Annotated in this window: 17 protein-coding genes and 1 pseudogene; 14 read left to right on the top strand and 4 right to left on the bottom strand. The window is 66.3% G+C overall.

Annotated features, from left to right (window positions below; genetic code table 11):
• Window positions 1–14 precede the first annotated feature (14 nt).
• The 7 genes from QX039_RS26830 to QX039_RS26800 all read left to right on the top strand — a co-directional run bounded on the left by QX039_RS26830 (window position 15) and on the right by QX039_RS26800 (window position 7,625).
• Window positions 15–1,391, top strand: coding sequence for a sensor histidine kinase (locus QX039_RS26830; RefSeq protein ID WP_315739840.1), 1,377 nt, complete (start codon window positions 15–17; stop codon window positions 1,389–1,391).
• A 110-nt stretch (window positions 1,392–1,501) separates the two neighbouring features.
• Entirely contained in the window at window positions 1,502–2,968 is a 1,467-nt protein-coding gene (locus QX039_RS26825) for a hypothetical protein (protein ID WP_315739839.1), read from the top strand.
• 107 nt (window positions 2,969–3,075) lie between these two features.
• Window positions 3,076–3,345 carry a hypothetical protein gene (locus QX039_RS26820; RefSeq protein WP_315739838.1) on the top strand — a complete coding sequence of 90 codons (270 nt, stop codon included), beginning with the start codon at window positions 3,076–3,078 and terminating at the stop codon, window positions 3,343–3,345.
• Between the two features lie 138 nt (window positions 3,346–3,483).
• Window positions 3,484–4,587, top strand: a complete 1,104-nt coding sequence (ccmI, locus tag QX039_RS26815) for a c-type cytochrome biogenesis protein CcmI (RefSeq protein ID WP_315770447.1) — start codon at window positions 3,484–3,486, stop codon at window positions 4,585–4,587.
• Window positions 4,588–4,618: 31 nt separating this feature from the next.
• Window positions 4,619–5,155, top strand: coding sequence for a cytochrome c maturation protein CcmE (gene ccmE / locus QX039_RS26810; protein WP_315739836.1), 537 nt, complete (start codon window positions 4,619–4,621; stop codon window positions 5,153–5,155).
• A complete protein-coding gene (locus QX039_RS26805; protein WP_315739835.1) occupies window positions 5,152–7,131 on the top strand; it encodes a heme lyase CcmF/NrfE family subunit in 1,980 nt (659 codons plus the stop codon). The genes ccmE and QX039_RS26805 overlap by 4 nt, the downstream gene beginning before the upstream one ends.
• Window positions 7,132–7,136: 5 nt before the next feature.
• Window positions 7,137–7,625 carry a cytochrome c-type biogenesis protein gene (locus tag QX039_RS26800; RefSeq protein ID WP_315739834.1) on the top strand — a complete coding sequence of 163 codons (489 nt, stop codon included), beginning with the start codon at window positions 7,137–7,139 and terminating at the stop codon, window positions 7,623–7,625.
• A gap of 48 nt (window positions 7,626–7,673) precedes the next feature.
• On the opposite strand, the gene QX039_RS26795 is transcribed toward QX039_RS26800, so the two are convergent.
• Window positions 7,674–7,805 (bottom strand): hypothetical protein, encoded by a 132-nt coding sequence (locus QX039_RS26795; RefSeq protein ID WP_315739833.1) that lies wholly within the window; start codon window positions 7,803–7,805, stop codon window positions 7,674–7,676.
• A gap of 152 nt (window positions 7,806–7,957) precedes the next feature.
• On the opposite strand from QX039_RS26795, the gene QX039_RS26790 reads away from it, so the two are divergent.
• Both QX039_RS26790 and QX039_RS26785 read left to right on the top strand, forming a co-directional pair.
• Complete coding sequence (locus tag QX039_RS26790) at window positions 7,958–9,301, top strand: HAMP domain-containing methyl-accepting chemotaxis protein (RefSeq protein WP_315739832.1); 1,344 nt, start codon at window positions 7,958–7,960, stop codon at window positions 9,299–9,301.
• A gap of 501 nt (window positions 9,302–9,802) precedes the next feature.
• Window positions 9,803–10,285, top strand: a pseudogene (locus QX039_RS26785) (methyl-accepting chemotaxis protein); the annotation flags it as partial.
• A gap of 158 nt (window positions 10,286–10,443) precedes the next feature.
• On the opposite strand, the gene QX039_RS26780 reads toward QX039_RS26785, so the two are convergent.
• Entirely contained in the window at window positions 10,444–11,679 is a 1,236-nt protein-coding gene (locus QX039_RS26780; protein WP_315739831.1) for a leucine-rich repeat domain-containing protein, read from the bottom strand.
• A gap of 665 nt (window positions 11,680–12,344) precedes the next feature.
• On the opposite strand from QX039_RS26780, the gene QX039_RS26775 reads away from it, so the two are divergent.
• The 5 genes from QX039_RS26775 (at window position 12,345) to QX039_RS26755 (ending at window position 21,790) form a co-directional block, all read left to right on the top strand.
• Entirely contained in the window at window positions 12,345–13,862 is a 1,518-nt protein-coding gene (locus QX039_RS26775) for an IS1182 family transposase (protein ID WP_315770445.1), read from the top strand.
• 1,009 nt (window positions 13,863–14,871) lie between these two features.
• Window positions 14,872–16,455 (top strand): Do family serine endopeptidase, encoded by a 1,584-nt coding sequence (locus QX039_RS26770; protein WP_315739829.1) that lies wholly within the window; start codon window positions 14,872–14,874, stop codon window positions 16,453–16,455.
• Window positions 16,456–16,714: 259 nt separating this feature from the next.
• The gene (locus tag QX039_RS26765) at window positions 16,715–17,395 is read left to right on the top strand and encodes a response regulator transcription factor (protein ID WP_315739932.1); all 681 of its coding nucleotides are present in this window, start codon (window positions 16,715–16,717) and stop codon (window positions 17,393–17,395) included.
• Complete coding sequence (locus tag QX039_RS26760) at window positions 17,379–18,836, top strand: ATP-binding protein (RefSeq protein ID WP_315739828.1); 1,458 nt, start codon at window positions 17,379–17,381, stop codon at window positions 18,834–18,836. Before QX039_RS26765 ends, QX039_RS26760 begins: the two co-directional genes overlap by 17 nt.
• Entirely contained in the window at window positions 18,833–21,790 is a 2,958-nt protein-coding gene (locus QX039_RS26755) for a bifunctional [glutamine synthetase] adenylyltransferase/[glutamine synthetase]-adenylyl-L-tyrosine phosphorylase (RefSeq protein WP_315739827.1), read from the top strand. The genes QX039_RS26760 and QX039_RS26755 overlap by 4 nt, the downstream gene beginning before the upstream one ends.
• Window positions 21,791–21,823: 33 nt before the next feature.
• On the opposite strand, the gene QX039_RS26750 is transcribed toward QX039_RS26755, so the two are convergent.
• The gene (locus tag QX039_RS26750) at window positions 21,824–22,066 is read right to left on the bottom strand and encodes a formate dehydrogenase subunit delta (RefSeq protein ID WP_315739826.1); all 243 of its coding nucleotides are present in this window, start codon (window positions 22,064–22,066) and stop codon (window positions 21,824–21,826) included.
• Window positions 22,056–22,904 carry a formate dehydrogenase accessory sulfurtransferase FdhD gene (gene fdhD / locus QX039_RS26745; RefSeq protein WP_315739825.1) on the bottom strand — a complete coding sequence of 283 codons (849 nt, stop codon included), beginning with the start codon at window positions 22,902–22,904 and terminating at the stop codon, window positions 22,056–22,058. The genes QX039_RS26750 and fdhD overlap by 11 nt, the downstream gene beginning before the upstream one ends.

Genomic DNA, 22,904 nt, shown 5'->3' with positions numbered 1-22,904 from the left:
GCTAGTTTGCGGTCATGCGCCAGAGTTCACTTGCCACCCGGTTGTTCCTGTCCGCGACCGCGTGGCTCGTGGTCATTCTCGCCATCACCGGCATCGTGCTGTCCTCGGTCTATCGCAACGCGACCGAGCGCGCCTTCGACCGACGGCTCAACCTCTATCTGCGCACCCTGATCGCCGAGGTCGCCACCCCCGATGATCCGCCGGACCGCCAATTCCAGTCATTGGGCGAGCCACTGTTCGAGCTGCCGCTGTCCGGCTGGTACTGGCAGATCACCCGTACCGACGCCGAGAAGCCGGAGGTACGGGCCTCGCGCTCGCTGTGGGACAAGAAGCTGCCCAAGCTGGAGGAGCAGGGGGTCGAGCTCACGGCGGCCGGGATCCGGATCGGCTATGTCGAGGGGCCGGAGAACCAGGACCTGCGCATGGTCGAGCGCCCGGTGGATCTCGGCTCCGACGGCAAATTCCTGGTCAGCGTCGCCGGAGATGCCTCGGAGATCTTCGACGAGACCCGCAGCTTCGACTATTACCTCGGCGGCACCTTCACGGCGCTCGGGATCGTGCTGCTGCTCACGACCATCTTCCAGGTCCGCTATGGCCTCGCGCCGCTGAAACGCATCTCCGAATCGATCGCCGACATCCGGTCCGGGCGCGCCGAGCGGCTGGAAGGGGAGTTTCCGGTCGAGATCGCGCCGCTGGCCCGCGAAACCAATGCGCTGATCGATGCCAATCGCGAGATCGTCGAGCGGGCGCGCACGCATGTCGGCAATCTCGCCCATGCCATCAAGACGCCGCTCTCCGTCATCGTGAATGAAGCGGCGACCCATGCGGCGGACCCCTTCGCGGCCAAGGTCATGGAGCAGGCGGACGTCATGCGCGACCAGGTCGCCCACCACCTCGAGCGGGCGCGGATCGCCGCGCGCGTCACCATCGTATCCACCGTGACGGAGGTGGCGCCGGCCATCGAGGCGCTGCGGCGCACCATGGAAAAGATCTACCGCGACCGCAGCATCGTGGTCGAGGCGACCGCCGATCCCGCCGCGAGGTTTCGCGGTGAGCGCCAGGATCTGGAGGAGATGGTCGGCAATCTGGTCGACAATGCCTGCAAATGGGCGGCTTCGCGGGTTTCGGTCGAGCTCACGGTGGAGCCGCCGGCCCAATCCGGGGCGTCGCCGATGCTGCGGATCGTGGTCGACGACGATGGCCGCGGCCTCTCGGCCGCCGAGCGCGCCCAGGTGCTGCGGCGCGGCCAGCGGCTGGACGAATCCAAGCCGGGATCGGGGCTCGGGCTGTCGATCGTCACCGATCTGGCCGCGCTCTATGGCGGCCGCCTGACCCTGGGCGATGCCCCGACCGGGGGACTGCGGGCGGAGCTGAGATTGCCCGGCGTTTGACGGGGCGGCGAATTTCGCCATCCTAAAGGTGTTCTTAATACCGCGGACGCTATGGTTCGGGCAGGGGTGCGCGATGTGCGCTCTCGCCGTGGAAATTTGCACGCCGGCGCATGGGTCAGACAGCTCACGAGCGGTTAAGGGAATATCTCGGGCAGCTGCCGCCGAACGCGCAGTCGCTCCTGATGCGCGAATTCGAGCGCGCCATCGAGCGCGGCCAGGACGTCGCCGTGGCGACCCTGGTGCTCGAGCAACTGCGCAAGGTGGTGCGTCCCGTCGCGCCGCCGGCTCCCGCGCCAACAGCCGACCCGGCGCGGCCCCAACCCGCCATCGAGATCGCCCGTCCGCAGGCCCGCGAGGAGCGCCGCCAGAGCGGCGATGGCCCGCGTCGGCTGTTCCGGCCGCTCGACCCGTTCCTCACCGATTCCACCGGTCCTCTCCGTCCCGGCCAGATCCGCCGTGCCTCGCTGCTGCCGGTCTGGCAGTGGCTCGGCCGCGAAGGGGCGCCGGAGCGCTACGCCGAATTCGAGGCCGCGATGGCGGTCTCCAGCGACAGTTCGCGCGAGGTCGAGATGGCCGCGCGCAAGCTGCAGCGCGCCGCCGCCGACGCGCTGATGAACCTCGTCGGCCCCAACGCGACCGGCGACCGCCAGCGCGCGCTGGCCCGCATCGGCGCGCCCAGCGTGATCGAGGATCTCCTGCCGATCGGGCTGGTGCTGCAGAATCGCGAGGCGCTCGACGGCCTCAACGGCCGGCTGCCCGGCATCATCCGCGTGCTCGGCGATTCGCAGATTGCTTCCGTCACCGAAGCCATCAACGTGCCGTCGCTGCAGACGCCCTCGATGCTGCCGTTCGCATTGTCGCTGGTGATGCAGCGGCTCGCCGCGCCCTGGCAGATCATCCGGCTCGCCACCAAGATCGCCGCCTCCGATGACGAGATCAGGGTCGCGGCGACCCCGTTCGGCGTCGCCGTCACAATCGCGCTCAACGATCTCGCCGGGCTCGCCTCGGTGCTGCGCGCCGACATCCGGCGCGGTCATTTCTCCAATCTCGGCGATACGCTGAAGACGCTGCATGACGGCGTTCGCGGCCTGCGCACCGAGCTCGACCTGCGCTCGGAATCGAACTGGGGCAAGCAGCTCACCGCGATCCGCGCCGACATCTCCAATGCCCTGCAATCGGAGATCGACAGCGTGCCGGGCCGCGTCCGCCGCATCCTGCGCCAGCGCGCCGACAAGGACATTCCGGCCGGCGCCGGCGTCGACGGCAGCGAGGTCGAGGAGGTGGCGGCGCTGATCGAGTTCGTCGCCGTCTGCCGCAACTATGCCAGCGAGCTCGCGATCAACGAGGTGACGCTGCGGACCTATTCCGACCTGCAGCAATATGTCGAGAAGGCCACCGAAGCGCTGGTGCAGTCGCTGCGCTCGGGCGATGCGCGGGCGCGCGCCTATCGGCAGTCGCAGGTGTCGGCGGCGATCCGCTTCTGTCACGTCCTGTTCGGCAACGACTACGCCCAATTGATGAGCAGGGCGGCCGAGAACGCGATGACCGGCGAGCGAAAATCCTCGCGCGCCGGCTGAGATTTTCTGCTAATCTGTTTACGTTTTTGATTTTGCAATTTCAGGTTGACCCCGCCCCGGGGCCACGCATAGGTTCCCGCCAGGTTCCATCCGTTTTCATCAAGACCATGATTTCCGTCATCAACTTCGTCGAGGTCGAGAACCGCGTCGTTCGCGCGACCTATCGCAACCTCATGATCAAGGCGAAGGTCGTGCTCGTCGACAAGACGAGCGGGGCGCCACTCGCCGATCCCGTCACCACCATCGCGTCTCCGGTCCCGGTCGGGTCGCTGCGGATCAGGCTCACCGACCATGTCAGGCCGGGGACCTATTTCCTGGTGGCCCTGAACGGGCGCGGCAGCTATCTCGCCAAGAGCGCCGAGTTCGAGGTCCCCTAATTACGTAATCCTCCTGAGTTTTTCGGCGCGGACGGCTGGGCTACCACGGCGGCAAATGTGAATTGCCGCCGGGAACGGTGCTGGTTAAAAGCGGCGCGAGGCGCGCCTGCCGGTGGGCGCTGACTGGAACTCTGTCCGATGACTCTCTGGTTCGTGTTCGCCGTGTTGACGGCCGCGGCGATCTTCGCCGTCCTGCTGCCGCTCGGCCTGGGCGCGCGGGCCTCGTCGGACGGTCGCGAGGTCGTCGTCTACAAGGACCAGCTGGCCGAGATCGAGCGCGACGTCGAAACCGGGCTGATCGGCAAGGTCGAAGCGGAGGCCGCGCGGGTCGAGATCAGCCGCCGCCTTTTGGCCGCTGCGGACCAGGAGGGCGAGGCCACGGTGAAGCCGAGCCTCGGCCTGCGCCGCGCGTCGGCCGTGCTGGCGCTGATCGGGGTGCCGATCGTGGCGCTCGCGGTCTATTTGCCGCTCGGCTCGCCGCAACTGCCGGATTTCCCGCTCACCGCACGCGCGGCGCCGCCCACCGGGACGCAGCCGCTGGAAACGCTGGTGGCGCAGGTCGAGCAGCATCTGCAGAAGAATCCGACCGACGGCCGCGGCTGGACCGTGCTCGCCCCGGTGCTGGCACGGCTCGGCCGCACCGATGACGCGATTCGCGCCTACCGCAACATGATCACCTATGCCGGCGACGGCGCGGCCAAGCGCGCCGATCTCGGCGAGGTGATCACGGCCGCCGCCGGCGGCGTCGTCACCGCCGAGGCCAAGGCGGAGTTCGAGCGGGCCCATGCGCTCGAGGCCGACGAGCCGAAGTCGAACTACTACCTCGGTCTCGCCGCCGAGCAGGACGGCCGCAAGGACGATGCGGGCGCGATCTGGCGGGCGATGCTGGGCAAGGCGCCGGCGGATGCGCCGTGGCGGCCGCTGGTGACGGCGGCGCTCGGCCGGGTCGGCGGCGGCGAGGTGCCGGCGCTGCCGAGCGAGGCGATGGCCGCGGCCAAGAGCATGAGCGACGGTGACCGCGAGACGATGATCCGCGGCATGGTCGACCGGCTGGCGGCGCGGCTGAAGCAGAATGGCGACGACGTCGAGGGCTGGCTGCGCCTGGTGCGCGCCTATGTCGTGATGGGCGATCTCGACAAGGCCAAGGGGGCGCTGTCGGATGCGCGGCAGGCGGTGTCCGGCGATGCCGAGCGGTTGCGGCAGCTCAACGAGGGCGTGAAGACTTTCGGCTTGGATGGATGAGCGGCGCTTCCGCCGCCAACGGGATGACGGGATGACACGCAAGCAGAGGCGTTTGACGATCATCGGCGGTGCGCTGTTCGTGCTCGCGGTCGCGGCAGGGCTGGTGCTCAACGCGCTGCGCGACTCCATCGTGTTCTTCTCGACCCCGACCATGGTGGCGGAGAAGCATATCGGCCCGGGCAAGCGCTTCCGGCTCGGTGGTCTGGTGCAGCCGGGCTCGCTGAAGCGCGGCGACGATCTCGACATCAGCTTCGAGGTCGCCGACGGCGGCGCCAAGCTGGCGGTCGCCTACAAGGGCATCCTGCCGGATCTGTTCCGCGAAGGGCAGGGCGTCGTCGCCGAGGGCGCGCTCGATGCCAACGGCGTGTTCAAGGCCGACACCGTGCTCGCCAAGCACGACGAGACCTACATGCCCAAGGAAGTCGCCGACAGCCTGAAGAAGCAGGGCCATTGGAAGGACGATTACGGCAAGCCGCAAGCCGGCGCCAAGCCAGCCGGCGCAGCCACACCAAGCCCGGTGTCGATGCGCGAGGGAGCTGACAAGAGCGCGGCAGGAGCGACGCAGTGATTGCAGAGAGCGGACATTATGCCCTGGTGCTGGCGCTCGCGCTGGCGCTGATCCAGTCCACCGTGCCGATGCTCGGCGCCGCCCAGCGCGACGTCGCGCTGATGAATGTCGGCCGCTCGGCGGCGCTGGCGCAATTGCTGTTCGCCGGTCTGTCCTTCATCGCGCTGATCACCCTGCACGTGACCTCGGATTTCTCCGTCGCCAACGTGTTCGAGAACTCGCACTCGATGAAGCCGCTGCTCTACAAGGTCACCGGCGTGTGGGGCAACCACGAAGGCTCGATGCTGCTGTGGGTGTCGATCCTGGCGCTGTTCGGCGCCATGGTCGCGGCCTTCGGCAACAATCTGCCGCTGTCGTTGCGCGCCCGCGTCCTCGCCGTGCAGGCCTGGGTCGCGACCGCGTTCTATCTGTTCATCCTGACCACCTCGAACCCGTTCACGCGCCTCGCCACCCCGCCGATCGAGGGCCGCGACCTCAACCCCGTCTTGCAGGACATCGGGCTCGCCGTGCATCCGCCGATGCTCTATCTCGGCTATGTCGGCTTCTCGATCTCGTTCTCCTTCGCCATCGCCGCGCTGATCGAGGGCCGCATCGATGCCGCCTGGGCGCGCTGGGTGCGGCCGTGGACCCTGATGGCCTGGATCTTCCTGACGCTCGGCATCGCCATGGGCTCGTACTGGGCCTATTACGAGCTCGGCTGGGGCGGCTGGTGGTTCTGGGACCCGGTCGAGAACGCCTCGCTGATGCCCTGGCTCGCCGGCACCGCGCTGCTGCACTCCGCCGTCGTCATGGAGAAGCGCAACGCGCTCAAGGTCTGGACCATCCTGCTGTCGATCCTGACCTTCTCGCTGTCCCTGCTCGGCACCTTCCTGGTGCGCTCCGGCGTCATCACCTCGGTGCACGCTTTCGCCAGCGATCCCACGCGCGGCGTCTTCATCCTCGGCATCCTCGTGCTGTTCATCGGCGGCAGCCTGACGCTGTTCGCCGGCCGCGCCACCGCGCTGAAGCAGGGCGGCCTGTTCGCGCCGATCTCGCGCGAGGGCGCGCTGGTCTTGAACAATCTGCTGCTCACCGTGTCCTGTGCCACCGTGCTGTTCGGCACGCTCTATCCGGTGATCATGGAGGCGCTCGACTTCAAGCTTTCGGTCGGCGCGCCCTTCTACAACATCACCTTCGGCCCCTTGTTCGCGCTGCTCTTGCTGATCGTGCCGTTCGGCCCGATGCTGGCGTGGAAGCGCGGCGATCTCGTCGCCGCGATGCAGCGGCTGCTCGCGGCCGGCATCACCGCGCTGGTGGCGATCGCGATCGTCTGGGCGTGGGCGCGCGGCGGCAGCGCGCTGGCGCCGCTCGGCATCGGCCTCGGCGTGTTCGTGATCACCGGCTCCGTCGTTGATCTGGTCGAGCGCAGCGGCGTGGCCCGCGTGCCGTTCAGGACCGCGCTGCACCGGACCCGCGGCCTGCCGCGCTCGGTGTGGGGCACGGCGTTCGCGCATGCCGGGCTCGGCGTCGCGCTGCTCGGCATCGTCTGCGAGACCACCTGGAACAGCGAGCTGATCAGCACGCTCCGTCCCGGCGACGTCCGCAATCTTGCCGGCTACCAGATCAAGTTCGACGGCATGACCCAGCGCCAGGGCCCGAACTTCAGCGAGGTCGTCAGCACCTTCGTTATCAGCGAGGACGGCAGGCAGCTCAGCGTCCTGACGCCGAGCAAGCGCAGCTTCGCCACCCGCGGCATGTCGACGACTGAAGCGGCGCTGATGACCCGCGGCGTCAGCCAGCTCTACGTCTCGCTCGGCGACGCCACCGCCGACGGCGGCCTCGCCGTGCGCATCTATCACAAGCCGCTGGTGCTGCTGATCTGGTTCGGTCCGGTGCTGATGGCGTTTGGCGGCCTGCTGTCGCTGTCCGATCGTCGTCTCCGTGTCGGTGCGCCGCGGCCGGCGCGTGCCGCGCACGCGCTGCAGCCGGCGGAGTAGGGCGGATGCGACGCATTCTCGGTCTCGCGGCGCTCGCGCTGCTGCTGCTCGCGGCGCCGGTGGCGCATGCGGTGCAGCCCGACGAGGTCATGGCCGACACGGCCAAGGAGCAGCGCGCCCGCGCGCTGTCGCGCGAGCTGCGCTGCATGGTCTGCCAGAACCAGTCGATCGACGATTCCGATGCGCCGCTGGCGCGCGACCTGCGCCTCCTGGTGCGCGAGCGTCTCGCCGCCGGTGATAGTGACAATCAAGTGCTGGATTTCCTGGTCGCGCGCTACGGCCAGTTCGTGCTGCTGAAGCCGCGCTTCGAGCGCCAGACCCTGTTGCTGTGGCTGCTGCCGCCGGTGCTGTTGCTCGGCGGCGGGCTTGCGCTGTGGCTGCAGGTGCGCCGCCGCGGCCAGCGCGGCCCGGAGGTCATGCCGAAGCTGACGGCCGACGAGGAGGCGCGGCTTGCGGCGCTGATGGCCGCGGAAAAGCAGCCGCCGGCGACATGAAGTGCGCGACTCATGGTCGATGCGCCGCGCCGGTTTCGGAGCTCACCCTCATGGTGAGGAGGCGCGCAGCGCCGTCTCGAACCATGAGGCCACAGCGCGGGCCTCGCCCTTCGAGACGCCCGCCTGCGGCGGGCTCCTCAGGGTGAGGAGCGGAAGGCAGAACGTGGCCGGAGTGCTCATGGTCAGCGTCCAGCACACCTTCGATGCTCCATCTTGCTTCGGCCGGTAGCCCGCAAAACCCCGTGCTCGCCCCGCCCCCGTGCTTTCATCTTATTTTACCTTTGTCTGGAAGTGTGCGTTGACATTCCGTCTGACGTACCCGGGCAAAGCCGATGTTCTCCAACAGTAATCTGACGATCCGCTTCCTCGTGGGGGGCGTCGTGGCCTCTCTCCTCATGCTGTTGGCGATCGGCGGCGGCACCGGCTTCATCGCGGTGCTCTATCTCAACAATCAGATCACCAGCCTGTCGTCGGATTTCGCCAGTCTCAGCGGCCCGGCGCGTGATCATGCGATGCTGACCTATCAGCAGGCGCATTCGGCGTTCTCCTACTTCCTCATGGCCTGCGTCGCCATTGCCGTGTTCGCCAGCGCCGTCTGCCTGATGACCTACGCCGCCGTGCAGAACGGCATCCTGCGCCCGCTCGCCGCGATGGTCAGCGCCATGCGCGACGTCGCCGACCAGAAATTCGACACGCGCATTCCCGGCCTCGGCCTCAGCAACGAGATCGGACAGCTCGCCGGCGCGCTGGAGGTGTTCAAGACCAACGGCATCGAGCGCCAGCGCCTCACGGAGCGCGAGCTGCAGGAGGCGCAGCGCCAGGGCGAGCGTTCGCGCTTTCTCGACGGCCGCATCCACTCCTTCAACGAGCTCGTCGCCAGCGTCGTCGGCAGCGTGGCGTCCTCGGCGGTCCGGCTGAAGAGCAATGCCGAGACGCTGTCGCGCGCCGCCAACGACACCTCTGCTAAAGCCAATGCGGTCGAGGCCGCCGCCAACCACGCCAATCGCAGCGTGCAGACGGTGGCCGGCTCGGCCGAGGAGATGTCGAGCTCGATCGGCACCATCAGCCGCCGCGTCTCCGACGCCACCCAGCGCGCCGAGGGCGCGGCGTCGCAGGCCGAGAAGAGCAAGAACACCATCCATTCGCTGTCGGACGCCGCCGAGAAGATCGGCGCCGTCGTCCAGCTGGTGCAGGCGATCGCCTCGCAGACCAACCTGCTGGCGCTGAACGCCACCATCGAGGCCGCCCGCGCCGGCGAGGCCGGCAGGGGCTTCTCGGTCGTGGCGTCGGAGGTGAAGAATCTCGCCAACCAGACCAGCAAGGCGACCGACGAGATCTCGGCGCATGTCGCCAGCATCCAGGGCATCACCGCCGAGACTCGCGGCGCCATCGACGGCATCTCGACCACGCTCTCCGAGATCAGCGCCATCATGTCCGGCATCGAGGTCGACACCTCGCAGCAGCGCAACGCCACCCAGGACATCTCCAAGAGCGTCCAGGAAGCCGCCCGCGGCACCCTCGACGTCTCCAACCACATCGCCCAGATCACCTCCACCTCGGCCGAAACCGGCCGCCTCGCCACCGAGGCCCGCGACGCCGCCGGCGAGCTGTCGCAACAGGCCGAGACGCTGAAGCGCGAGGTGGATGCGTTCATCGTGAGCGTGAAGGCGAGCTAGTAGTTGCGGGCATCTCGCCCGTAGCCCGGATGAGCGCAGCGACATCCTGGGTCTCACGCGCTCTCGAGGCGAATCCGGACATCGCTGCGCTCATCCGGGCGACGCGTTCGGTCGAGTAGGGCGGATTAGCGCAGCGTAATCCGCCACTGCAGACCGAGCTCGGATCGCGGCGGCTTACGCCTGCGGCTAAGCCGCCCTACAAGTTGTCGTCATAACGCGACACCGCTACCCAGCTCTCCACCGTCGTCCCTGCGAACGCAGGGACCCATAACCCCAGGGAGATGTCGTTGCGCGTGATGCCGGACCAGTCTTGTTTCACCACGACCGTCACGGAGTATGGGTCCCTGCGTTCGCAGGGACGACAGCGGCGGGTGTGGTGCCCGCTCGCGTCATAGCGGCGTTCTCGTAGCCCCGGATGAGCGAAAGCGACATCGGGGGTCTCACGCCCTGTCGATATGAATCCGGATATCGCTGCGCTCATCCGGGCGACGCCTGCCGACCTCCACCATCGCCGGCCAGACCAGCCTCCAGGCGCTCAACGCCACCATCGAGGCGGCGCGCGCCGTCGAGGCCGGCCGCGGCTTCGCGGTGGTCGCCGCCGAGGTCAAGGCGCTGGCCGATCAATCCGCAAAGGCCACCGGCGAGATCGCCCAGCAGGTCTCCGGCATCCAGGCCGCCACCGCGGAGTCGGTCGGCTCGATCAAGGAGATCGGCAGCACCATCGGCCGCCTGTCGGAAATCTCGGCCGCCGTCTCCGCCGCCGTGGAAGAGCAGGGCGCCGCGTCTCAGGAAATCTCCCGCAACGTCCAGCACGCCGCGAGCGGCACCCAGCGCGTCTCCCGCAACATCGATGACGTCCAACGCGACGCGTCGGAGACCGGCTCGGCGTCGAGCCAGGTGCTGACGGCGGCAAGGTCGCTGTCGGCGGACAGCAGCCGCCTGAAGCAAGAGGTGAGCCGGTTCCTGGGGTCGTTGCAGGCGGCGCGAGATATGGCTCTCGCGTTTCGACGATCGGAGTGGTGCGCTCGTCCATCTCCACGCCGTCATGGCCGGGCTCGTCCCGGCCATCTACGTCGTCCAGAACGCTGAGAACGACGTAGAGCCCGGGACAAGCCCGGTCCTGTCATATCGAGGAGGATCAGTCAGTATACAATCACCTTGACGCCCCGCCGTTCTAGCGCGCTTACTGCGTCTGAACGCGCAGGAGTTCGCATTATGCGAACCTCTTCTAAAGCAGGAAGATCAACAAGGGGGGTGATGTCCACGACTGGGATGGATGTGAGGGAGATGCTTTTCAGTGCTTGAAGCTTGCGCACTGGTTCTATCGAATTCAATGGCAATTCGTTGAGGTTGAGAGTGGTCAACGACATAAGGCTCCCTAGGAAATCGAAGGTGTCGAGCCGTAGGCTGCCAAGCGTCAATGTGTTCAAGTTCTTCAGTTCGGCGATGGCCTGCGCGTTGACGACTGTTGTTGCGATTTGCTGAAAGCCGAACCCTGATATCTGGAGATCCTTAAGCGCCTTCAGTGGCCGAAGAACGTTTGCGTCGACATGCAGTGGCCCCCACAAAAAAATTCGCTCGAGTGTTACCAACGAGCTAATTGTCGAAAGATCGACGTCGCCCTGTTCGATTACCCGAAGCTGTTTCAAGCCATCCAGATGCGACAAGTTTGTAAGTGAGAGCGTTTGGGCTCCCCCGATTTCCAATTCTCGCAGCGCGAGGCTTTGTCTGAGAGGCCGCAGGTCGGTCACGCGGGTGCCTCTCACGTCAAATGAGACTAATTTTGATAGTGCCGAAACTGCAGAAATATCGGTTACGAGGGTTTCGCCCAAATTGAGCGTTTCCAAATTCACGAGCGACGACGCGAAAGTTACGTCTTTAACTCGCGACGAATTGAGCACGAGTACACGCAAATTCACCAATTTTCCTAGTGGCGACGCATCTAGCACTCCCTTGCCGTTCAACGGTGTTTGAGAAATCACGAGCTTCGTCAAGTTGGTAAAGCCACCAAGTTCAGCTGTGTCTGTAAATTCACTGGCCCCAATGCCTATCTCAGTGCATTGGTGGTTGTCAGAAAGTAGGTGCAAGCCAGCTAGGCTGTTGAGCTGCTGTAGTTGGAGTGTGAACGGGCGGTCCAGCGTATTGAACAGACTAGCCGACAGCGCCATGTCAGGAAGGTTCGGTCCGGTAATGCTAAACTGCAATTTGTCTGGTTGAGGCGTGACAGTCCAACCAAGCTCCGCAAGCCGCTCAATAGGGGCCGTTGCATGGCTGGGCAAACGCGCAAGCGCATCCGATGCGACGTCCTTGGTCAGGGTGGCGCTGTTGGATATTCCGTTGCGAATGACGAGAAATAATGCGGAAGCCGCAAACAGCATCGAGGCTATTAAGCAGATAACGATCCACTGCGTTGATGTCATAGCTATCACTGTTTGGCTTCCATTGAAGGAACACGGAGTTGCTGCGCGATACCTTCTCGGCAATAAACGGCTTTAAATCGGATTTTACCTCCGTCCAGCCGACGAAGTCTCTGTCAACTAATCGTAGTTCATACAGAATTTCTGCATGAGGTGACGTGGGGCGGCCGCCCGCGTAGTGCTGGATCAGCCATTCGCGGGATTCCAGTGGTAGCGATCCGAATGCTCGGTCCACTAGCGCTCTTCGATCGCGGTTGAGCCGGGTCGTGAAAAGCCTGTCCCAATTCAGCAGCAACGCGACTGCTGCTCCTCCTAAAAAGAGCACTCCGAGTCTGACCAAAGGATTGGTTGTCCATGCAGGCGGGTTATTCAGCAATGCCTCGACCACACTCTGCGGCGAGAGCTGATAAGCGGCGAGAAAAACGGTGATCGCGGTTATTACAGTCAGCCGAATGAGGGCCGCGGCGATATTGCTGAAGACGAACCGCATCTGGGTTGCCTATCACGATCTAAAGTCGAAACGTATTAGATCTTAAATGGTCTCTGGGTGTTGGTGATGTCAACTCCGCAACTCTTGCCCGTCGAGGCTGGGCAAGAACTCAGTGTTCACGGTAAGATTTGGGGGCATGACGAATCGGCCGTTCAAGAGCGGCGAGAGCCGCGATCAAAAGAGCCTGCTTCCGCCTCGGATTGAGGATTATGTCGGGCCGGACAATCCGGTTCGTGCGATTGACAGCTACGTTTATCTCTATGGTTATCTGAACCAGATCAGATCGTCGCGCCGGCTCGAGCGTGAAGCCGGCCGCAATCTGGAGCTAATCTGGTTGTTGAGGAACCTGAAGCCCGGCTATCGGACGATTGCGAACTTCCGCAAGGAGAACTGGGCTGCCTTGAAGGCGGCGAACCGTAGCTTCGTCCTGTTGCTGCAGGAGATCGGGTTGATCGGCGGGACCCTGGTCGCGGTCGACGGCGCGCTGTTCCACGGCAATGCCAGCAAGGACAGCATCTTCACGCGCGGGAAGCTCGCCAAACAGATCGCCAAGCTCGATGAGGAGATTGAGGCGTACGGCAAGTCTCTCGACACCAACGACGCGGCGGAAGCGAAGCAGCCCGACGACGGCAAGGATGGCAACAAGGATGGCGGCGATGTCGGGGACAAGATCAAGGAGCTGATGGCCAGGCGTGAACGCGCACAGTCCGATCTGGAGAACCTGGACAAGGGCGACAAGGGACAGGTGTCGAAGACCGATTCCGATGCGCGACTGCTGAGCAAGGGCGACCAGACGATCGCAGGCTACAATGTCCAGAGCGTCGTCGACGACAAGCATAAGCTGATCATCGCCAGCGAGGTCGTCAATCGCAGCGATACAGGACACCTTCATATGATGGCGAAGGCGGCCAAGGAGGGCCTCCAGGTCGAGGCGCTGCAGATACTGGCAGATGTCGGCTATTACAACAGCGAGGATATCAAGGCTTGCGAGGATGACGGCGTCACCGCCTATGTCCCGCTGCATCACGGCAATGGCAAGAAGCACGGTCGCTTCACGCGAGGTGACTTCACCTACAATTCCGCGACCGACACCTACCAGTGTCCCGCAGACCAAGCGCTGCATCCAACAAAGAAGCTCTGGAAGAATACGAGCGGCAGGATGGAACGCCGCTACCTGGCCTCCGTGGCGACTTGCGGCATCTGCCCCCTCAAGGCGTCTTGTCTCTCTGCGAAGGAAAAAAGCCGCCGCGTCTCTCGATGGGAGCACGAAGAGGTGCTGGATCGTCACCGCCAGAGGATGGCGAGCGAACAGGCCGGCCAATTGATGCGCCGCCGCTCGGCCATCGTCGAGCACCCGTTCGGCACGCTCAAGTGCCGCGCCGGCTATCAGCACTTCCTTGTCCGCGGCTTCGACAAGGTTCGCGGGGAATGGAGCCTCATGGCGCTCTGCTACAATCTCACCCGCGCCCTCAACATTCTCGGCTTCGACGACTTCCTCGCCCGCATCGCCGAATGGGCTCTTGCAGCTCTACATGCCACTTCCGGCGAAGCGAGGGGCGCATGGGAGGCGGTTTCGCTTGCCCTGATCCGATTCTGGACCATGATGCAGTCATGGCTCGAAATTGCACCGCGCCGAGCCCTCTCACCCCCCTAATTCGGATTCTTGCCCAGCCTCGTCGGGCAAATCAGTCGTTCTTACACAATCTAGTCAATACTTTCCGAAAATCAAAAATCCTCTTGCCTCCCACCCCAAATCACCCTTATGCTCCACCGCGTTCCGTTCCGCTGAGGGAGCGTATCGCGATCGTCACGGACGTCGGGATGGAATGCGATGGACGCGGGCTGCCGCAGCGGGGCTTTGGCCTCGCCGACGAACGGCGGATCGCGGACGGGAAATCGTGTGGTCCTGGCCTCCCGGTGCTGAGGCCAAGCCGGTGGTGATGATCCGCCGGCGACGGGGGCAAGACAGCCGGTCCCCGGGGAGATCACGTATAATCGTTAACACCATCGCACAGGGAGGGCCGGGCGTGTTCGGCCAGACCTGTGGTACCTGCCGCCTGCATTTTTTTCCGCAGGCGGGCCACGGGCGCGGCCAGCGCCCGGCCTTCCCTGTGCCCTCGATGCGAGGGTGCGAGTTCAAGGGCATAGCTCGGGCGCGGGATGCGTCGCGAGGATGTGGAGGCTCGACTCGCGGTTAGTTTTCTCCACATGCTGTTTGATAGTGTGGATCAGGATAGTTGCTCCGGGCGTCATTGCGAGCGCACCGGACGGGTGGGGCGGATTAGCGAAAGCGTCATCCGCCGGGGGCTGGCTCCGGTGCGGGCGGATGTGCGGCGGCTGGATCGGGGGCTGTTGGAAAGGCGGCGGGTTACGCCTGCGGCTAACCCGCCCTACGGGGGTTACGACTTTGGTCGGACCGGCCAAAATGATGGCCGCTACGGGGCGGCCGGGACGTGGGCAAGCGCCTGGTCTCGCAAGGCTTTTCTGTCGCGCTCCACCATCTGCGCCATTCCGCCGCAGTGTTCGTGTCCGTCCATTACAGAAGTTTAACGCCGCAGCCAGCACGCCGTAAGGCGGCGGCCCCCATCTTCACTGGCGAACGGGGCGCACGGCCCGGGACCCCAGTTTAGACCTTGACCAAAATCGCTTGCGGAGAAAACCGTATGACTGACCGTCCGACCGACCTGTCCTCGCTTCCGTCCTATCGCCAGCCCCGGCGCGGGCTGTTCTCGGCGCGCAAGTTCGCGCTGATGGCCTCCGTGGTCGCGGGCCTCGGCGTCGCCGCCTATGGCCTGGCGCCGCAGGGGGCGCCGGTCGATCTGTTCTCGACCTCGGCGCACGCGCAGGTCGCCAACGAGGTCAGCAAGGTCGCGCGCCCCGTCGGCTTTGCCGACATCGTGGAGCGGGTGAAGCCGTCGGTGATTTCGGTCAAGGTCAACATCGCGGAGAAGGTCGCCAAGGACGACAGCGACGACGATACGCCGTTCCAGCCGGGCTCGCCGATGGAGCGCTTCTTCCGCCGCTTCGGCGGTGAGAACGGCATTCCCGGCATGCCGGGCCGCGGCGGCCGTGGTGGCGGCCGCGCCGTGACCGGGCAGGGCTCCGGCTTCTTCATCTCCGCCGACGGCTATGCCGTGACCAACAACCACGTGGTCGACGGCGCCAACAAGGTCGAGGTGACGACCGACGACGGCAAGACCTACAGCGCCAAGGTGATCGGCACCGACCAGCGCACGGATCTGGCGCTGATCAAGGTGGAGGGCAGCTCGAACTTCCCGTTCGCCAAGCTCGCCGACGGCAAGCCGCGCATCGGCGACTGGGTACTGGCGGTCGGCAATCCGTTCGGCCTCGGCGGCACGGTGACGGCCGGCATCGTCTCGGCGGTGGGCCGCGACATCGGCAACGGCCCCTATGACGATTTCATCCAGATCGACGCGCCCGTGAACAAGGGCAACTCCGGCGGTCCGGCGTTCGATGTCGACGGCAATGTGGTCGGCGTCAACACCGCGATCTATTCGCCGTCCGGCGGCAGCGTCGGCATCGCGTTCTCGATCCCCGCCTCGACGGTGAAGAGTGTGATCGCGCAGCTCAAGGACAGCGGCTCGGTCAGCCGCGGCTGGATCGGCGTGCAGATCCAGCCGGTGACGCAGGATATCGCCGACAGCCTCGGCATGAAGAAGGCCGAGGGCGCGCTGGTCGCAGAGCCCCAGGCCAATGGTCCGGCGGCGAAGGCCGGCATCCAGTCCGGCGACGTCATCACCGCGGTCAATGGCGAGCCGGTGAAGGACGCGCGTGAGCTCGCCCGCACCATCGGCGGCATTGCGCCGGGCGCCTCGGTCAAGCTCAACGTCCTGCAGAAGGGCCAGGAGAAGACCATCAACCTGACGCTCGGCAAGCTGCCGAACACGATCGAGGCCAAGGCCGACACCGGCGGCGACAATGCGAGCCCGACCCGCGGCGCCGACGTGCCGAAGCTCGGCATGACCGTCGCGCCCGCTTCGAGCGTCGCCGGCGCCGGCAAGGACGGCGTCGTCGTCACCGAGGTCGATCCGAAGAGCGCGGCCGCCGATCGCGGCTTCAAGGAAGGCGACGTCATCCTGGAGGTCGCGGGCAAGTCGGTGACCTCTGCCGGTGACGTCCGCGAGGCCATCAACGCCGCGAAGGCCGACAACAAGAACAGCGTGCTGATGCGCGTGAAGAGCGGCGGCCAGTCGCGCTTCGTCGCGGTGCCGCTGGCCAAGGGCTAAGAGCCCTTACGAGATGGGAGGCCGCCGGCAAGTGCCCCCGCGTCGGCGGCTCTTCCTGGGGCGGGCTTAAAGTTCCGCTCCCACAGACCTTCCGTTGGACAACGCCCCCCTCCGTCGGAAGGAACTCGGGCGGTGAGGTCCCCCAACCTCACCGCCCACTTTGCTGCCGATCAACCCCGGGCCCACGCCGCCTTGCACGGAAACCGCGGCCGGTCCATGTAGATGGACACCAACCGTGACCACCGCCCCCGTTTCCGCAATGCGCCTCCTGATCATCGAAGACGACCGCGAGTCCGCCGACTATCTGGTCAAGGCGTTCCGCGAGGTCGGACATGTCGCAGACCTCGCCAGCGACGGCGAGGAGGGGCTCGCCATGGCCGAAAGCGGGGATTACGACGTGCTGGTGGTCGACCGCATGCTGCCCAAGCGCGACGGCCTGTCGCTGATCGGCGCGCTGCGCGACGAGGGCAACCGGACGCCGGTGCTCATTCTGTCGGCGCTCGGCCAGGTCGACGACCGCATCAAGGGCCTGCGCGCCGGCGGCGACGACTATCTGCCGAAGCCCTACGCCTTTGCCGAGCTGCTCGCCCGCGTCGAGGTGCTGTCGCGCCGCCATGGCGGCCCGGCCGAGGAGACGACCTACAAGGTCGGCGATCTCGAGCTCGACCGTCTTTCTCACAGGGTTGCGCGCGGCAAGGACGAGCTGACCCTGCAGCCGCGCGAGTTCCGCCTGCTCGAATATCTGATGAAGCACGCGGGGCAGGTGGTCACGCGCACCATGCTCCTGGAGAACGTCTGGGATTATCACTTCGATCCGCAGACCAACGTGATCGACGTCCACATCTCGCGGCTGCGCTCCAAGATCGACAAGGGTTTTGACCGCCCGCTGCTCCACACCATCCGCGGCGCGGGGTACATGATCCGTGACGGCCTTCGGTAAGCTGATCCGCACCACGGCGTTCCGGCTGACGCTGGTCTATCTGCTGTTGTTTGCGCTGTTCGCAGCCTCGCTGCTCGGCTATTTCGCCTGGAACACCCGCCGCCTCATCACTGAGCAGATCTCGACCACGGTCACCTCCGAAATCAGCGAGATGACCGACATCTTCTCCCGCTGGGGCCTGCGCGGAATCGTCGGCGCGATCGAGAGCCGCGCGCTGCGGCCCGGTGCCAATCTCTATCTCATCACCACGCCGACAGGACAGATGATCGCCGGCAATGTCGGCTCGCTGGCGGCGGGCGTGATGGGCTCGTCCGGCTGGTCGGAGACCTTCTATCGCCGGCTCGATGATTCCAGCGAGCAGAACCACCGCGCGCTGGTCTACGTCACGCAGCTCTCCAACGGCTTTCGGCTCCTGATCGGTCGCGACCTCGAGGAACGGCGCCGGCTGTTCGGCATCGTCGCCAAGGCGGCGCAATGGTCGGTGCTCGTGGTCATGGTGCTCGGCATCGGCGGCGGCATCTTCGTGGCGCGGCGCGTGCTGCGCCGGATCGATGCGATGACCGGCACGACGCGGCGGATCATGGATGGCGATCTCTCGGGCCGGCTGCCGGTCGGGCGCAGCGGCGACGAGCTCGATCGCCTGGCCGAAAATCTCAATGCGATGCTGGAGCGCATCGAGGCGCTGATGACCGGCCTCAAGGAGGTCTCCGACAACATCGCGCATGACCTGAAGACGCCGCTGACGCGGCTGCGCAACCGCGCCGAGGAGGCGCTGGCGAAGTCGCGCTCCGAGGACGAATATCGCGCCGCGCTGGAGCGCACGATCGAGGAATCCGACGGCCTGATCCGCACCTTCAACGCGCTCTTGATGATCGCGCGGGCGGAGTCCGGGCAGGCGCGCGGCGACATGGTCGAGTTCGACGCGGCCGAGGTTGCCGGCGGCATCCACGAATTGTACGAGCCGCTGGCCGAGGACAATGAGATGACGTTGCGGGTCAAGGCCGCGGCCGCGCCGGTGCATGGCAATCGCGAGCTGATCAGCCAGGCGCTCGCCAATCTCGTCGAGAACGCGATCAAATACGGCAAGCCGGCGGCGCTGCCGCTCGATGCCGCCGCCGCTGATAGCCGCGAGATCCTGATCGAGGCGCGGCGCGAGGGCGGACAGGTGCTGCTCAGCGTCACCGATCATGGCGAGGGCATTCCCGAGGCCGAGCGCAAGCGCGCCGTCGAGCGTTTCGTGCGGCTGGAGGCGAGCCGCACCTTGCCGGGGTCCGGCCTCGGTCTCAGCTTGGCGTCCGCCGTCGCGACCCTGCATGGCGGCGAGCTCCGGCTCGCCGATGCCAGGCCGGGGCTGATCGCGACGCTGGTGCTGCCGGCCGGTGCCGGCGTGCCCGCGAAGCTTGCGGCGCCGGCGCAGGATGTGCCACAGAAGGCCGCATGACCTCATCCGCGCCGGGAAACGCGGACGGGCAGACGCTGGCCGAACGTTTCGTTGCCGGCCCGCATGTCCGTGCGCCCGACAAAGCCGAACACCGCCTCCACGAGTGGCTCGCCGAGCTTGAGCCGTCCTTGGCCGTCTCGCTCCGCGCGCTGCTCGCCGGCGGCTGGCCGCGAACCATCCTGCTCGGGATTGCCGAGTGCTCGCCCTATCTGTTCGATCTCGTCCGCGCCGACGGCCATCGTCTGGACCGTCTTCTGCGCTGCGACCCGCAGGCGCACCTTTCCGAGCTGATCGCCCGCACCGGCCGCGAGGTGTTCGCCGCCTCCAGCGAAACCGAGGTGATGAGCCTGCTGCGGCGGCTGAAATCCGAGGCGGCGCTGCTGATCGCGCTGTGCGACATCGGCGGCGTGTGGCCGGTGATGCAGGTGACGGCGGGGCTGACCGACGTCGCGGTGTCCTCGGTGCAGATGGCGCTGCGGTATCTGCTGCGCCTGGAGACGGTGCGCGGCCGGCTTGCGCCCGTTGATGCCGACGATCCGGAGCAGGGCAGCGGCCTGTTCGTGCTCGCGATGGGCAAGATGGGCGCGGGCGAGCTCAACTATTCGAGCGACATCGACCTGATCGTGTTCTTCGACCCCGAGGTCAATTCGCTGGCGCGCGACATCGAGCCGCAGCCGTTCTTCGTCCGCGTGACGCAAGCGATGGCGCGGCTGCTGCAGAGCCGCACCGCGGACGGCTATGTATTCCGCGTCGATCTCCGGCTGCGGCCGGATCCGGCCTCGACGCAGGTGGCGATGTCGACCGAGGCAGCGCTGCATTACTACGAGCGCGAGGGCCGCACCTGGGAACGCGCCGCGATGATCAAGGCGCGGGTCTGTGCCGGCGACGTCGTCGCGGGCGAGGCGATGCTGGCGGAGCTGTCGCCCTTCGTATGGCGCAAGCATCTCGACTTCCAGGCGCTGACCGACGTCCACGACATGAAGCGGCAGATGCAGGTCTATCGCGGCCACAGCGAGATCGCGGTCGAGGGCCACAACGTCAAGGTCGGGCGCGGCGGCATCCGCGAGATCGAGTTCTTCGCCCAGACCCAGCAACTGATCGCCGGTGGAAGACACCCCGAGCTGCGGGTGCGTCCGACCCTGCAGGCGCTCGACGTGCTCACCGCCAGCAAGTGGATCACGGAGCAGGCGCGTGACGAGCTCACCACGGCTTATGAGTTCCTGCGCAGGGTCGAGCACCGGCTGCAGATGATGGCGGACGAGCAGATCCACAGCCTGCCCGACGATATCGAGGGCGTGAGCCGCTTCGCATGCTTTTTCGGCTATGAGAGCCGCGAGCGGTTCGCGACCGATCTGCTGTTCCATCTCGCCGTCGTGCAGGGACATTACGCCAGGCTGTTCGAGGGCGATCCCACCGGCACTGTCAGCCTGCCGGCGGTGAACTACGGCGCCGGTCCCGACGAGCCGCGCCTGATGGAGCATCTTGCCGCATTGGGCTTCCGCGATCCCGTGATGGTCGCCAAGACCCTGCAGCAATGGCTCGCGGGCGAGTACCGCGTGTTCCGCACCGATGCGACGCGCACCGCGTTCACCGATTTCCTGCCCGCGCTGATCGATGGCCTCGCCCATGCCGACGAGCCGGATCGCGCGGTCGTCGCCTTCGACCGTTTCCTGCAGGCACTGCAGCTCGGCGGCCGCCTGATCACCCTGCTCGGGCAGAACCGCGACCTCGTTGCGCTCGTTGCGCTCGTGCTCGGGGCGGCGCCTCGGCTCGGCGACATGTTGGCGCGGCAGCCGCGGCTGATGGACGGCCTGATCGATCCGCGCTTCTTCGGCGCCATCCCGGACCGGCGTGAATTGTCGGAGCGGCTGGCGTCGACGCTGCAGGATGCCGGGACCTATGAGGAGTTTCTCGATCGTCTCAGGCTGTTCGGCCAGGAGAGCCTATTCCTGATCGGCACGCGCATCCTCTCGGGGACGGTGTCGGCGCAGCAGGCCGGCACCGCGTTCGCCGATGTCGCCGAGGGCATCGTGCACACCGTGCATGATCTCGTGACCGACCGCTTTGCCGCCCAGCATGGCCGCATCAAGGGCCAGGAGACCGCGATCGTGGCGATGGGGCGGCTCGGCGCGCGCGAGATGACGGCCTCCTCCGATCTCGACCTGATTTTGCTGTATGATTTCGATGCCGACGCGCCGGATTCCGACGGCGAGCGCTCGCTGCAGGGCGCGCATTATTTTGCGCGCTTCACCCAGCGGCTGATTTCAGCCTTCACCTCGCGCACCAATTACGGCGTGCTCTACGACATCGACATGCGGCTGCGGCCGTCGGGTCGCGCCGGTCCGCTGGCCTCGCACATCGACTCCTTTGCGCACTACCAGGAGCACGAGGCGTGGACCTGGGAGCACATGGCGCTGACGCGCGCGCGGGTGATCTCGGCGTCGCCGGCGTTTCGGGCGCACATCGAGGAGATCATCCAGGCGGCGCTGCGCCGGCCGCGCGACAGGAGCGCGATCGCGCGCGACGTCGCCGACATGCGCCGCGCGATCGCCGCCGAGAAGGGCGAGGCCGATCTGTGGGATCTCAAGCACGCCGCCGGCGGCATGGTCGACATCGACTTCGTCGCGCAATATCTGCAGCTCGTCCATGCCGCGACGACGCCGGAGATTCTCGATGTCAGCACGCTTGCGGTGCTGGACAATGCCGAGCGGCTCGGCGTGCTACCGCGTGCTGAAGCCGTGATCCTGCGTCAGGCCGCGCGGCTCTATCACGATCTGACGCAGATCGTGCGGCTGTGCGTCAGCGACAAGTTCAAGCCGGATCAGGCCGGCGAGGACCTGCTGCGGGTGATGACCCGGGCGGGCGACGCGCCGGATTTCTCGGCGCTCGAGGCGAGGCTGCGCGAAACGCAGACCGAGGTGCGGCGCGTGTTCACCGCACTCGTGGAGGGATGACCGGACCAGGCGCGCGGTAGGACAGCCGGCCGCCTATGCCTTTTCCTTGGTGACCGCCGCCTGCTTCAGCCGGCCGATCGCTTCCTTCACCGCCGGGTCGAGGCCGGCGCCGCCAGCATCGTGATGCGCATAGATCGTCTTGAGCATCCGCGGGTCCCAGAACTTCTTGATGTGCTCGGCGACGCCGGCGACCTCTTTCTCCTGCCCCTGGCTCTGGAAGAACTTGCCGATCTGGTTGGCCATGTAGACGAGGCGCTCGGAGGGGTTATGCGACATGGGTGTTGTCCGTCTGTGTTGATCGCGCGCCGGTCTCGGCGCTCGCGACGATCCGGTCGGGATGGGTGAAGATTTCGAAGCCGTCGTTGCGGGCCACCGCAATCAGCGTGATCCCCGCGGACTCGGCCATGCGGATGGCGAGCGCGGTCGGTGCTGACACTGCGACCAGAACGGGGGCGCCCATAGCCGCGGCCTTCTGCACCAGCTCGACGGAGACGCGGCTCGTCATGAGCACGATGCCTTCGGTCGCAATGCTTCGCGCCTGCGCGAGGTGGCCGGCGAGCTTGTCGAGCGCATTGTGGCGGCCGACATCCTCGCGGAGCGCAACGATGCCGCGCGCCGGCGTCCAGAACGCCGCGGCGTGCACGGCGCGGGTCTCGCGATTGAGCTTCTGCAGCGGCTCGATCGCGGCGAGCGCGGTCATGACGTCGCGCGGCGCGAAGCGCCGGCCCGCGGGCACGCGCGCCACCGGCCGCACCGCTTCCGCGATGGAGTCGATGCCGCACAGTCCGCAGCCGGTGGGACCGGCGAGGCTGCGGCGGCGCTCTGCCATGCGCGCAGCAAGCTCCGGCGGCAGCCACATCCTGAGCTCGATGCCGTCGGTGAGCTCGACGACATCGAGCGAGATGATGTCGTCGCGGCTGGCGATGATGCCCTCGTTGAGGCTGAAGCCGATGGCGAAGTCGGTGAGATCCTGCGGGGTCGCCATCATGACGGCCTGGGTGCCGCCATTGTAGGTCAGCGCGACCGCGGTCTCCTCCGGCACGCGGCGGTGGCCCTCGGTGAGGGCTCCGTCGCGCCAGACCAGACGATCCGCGATGCGCACTGCATCGGTCAT

The sequence above is a fragment of the Bradyrhizobium sp. SZCCHNR1043 genome (assembly GCF_032489675.1).
Classification (GTDB): domain Bacteria; phylum Pseudomonadota; class Alphaproteobacteria; order Rhizobiales; family Xanthobacteraceae; genus Bradyrhizobium.
Note: the sequence above shows the minus strand (reverse complement) of the source record. Positions and strands in the feature narration are given on the sequence as shown.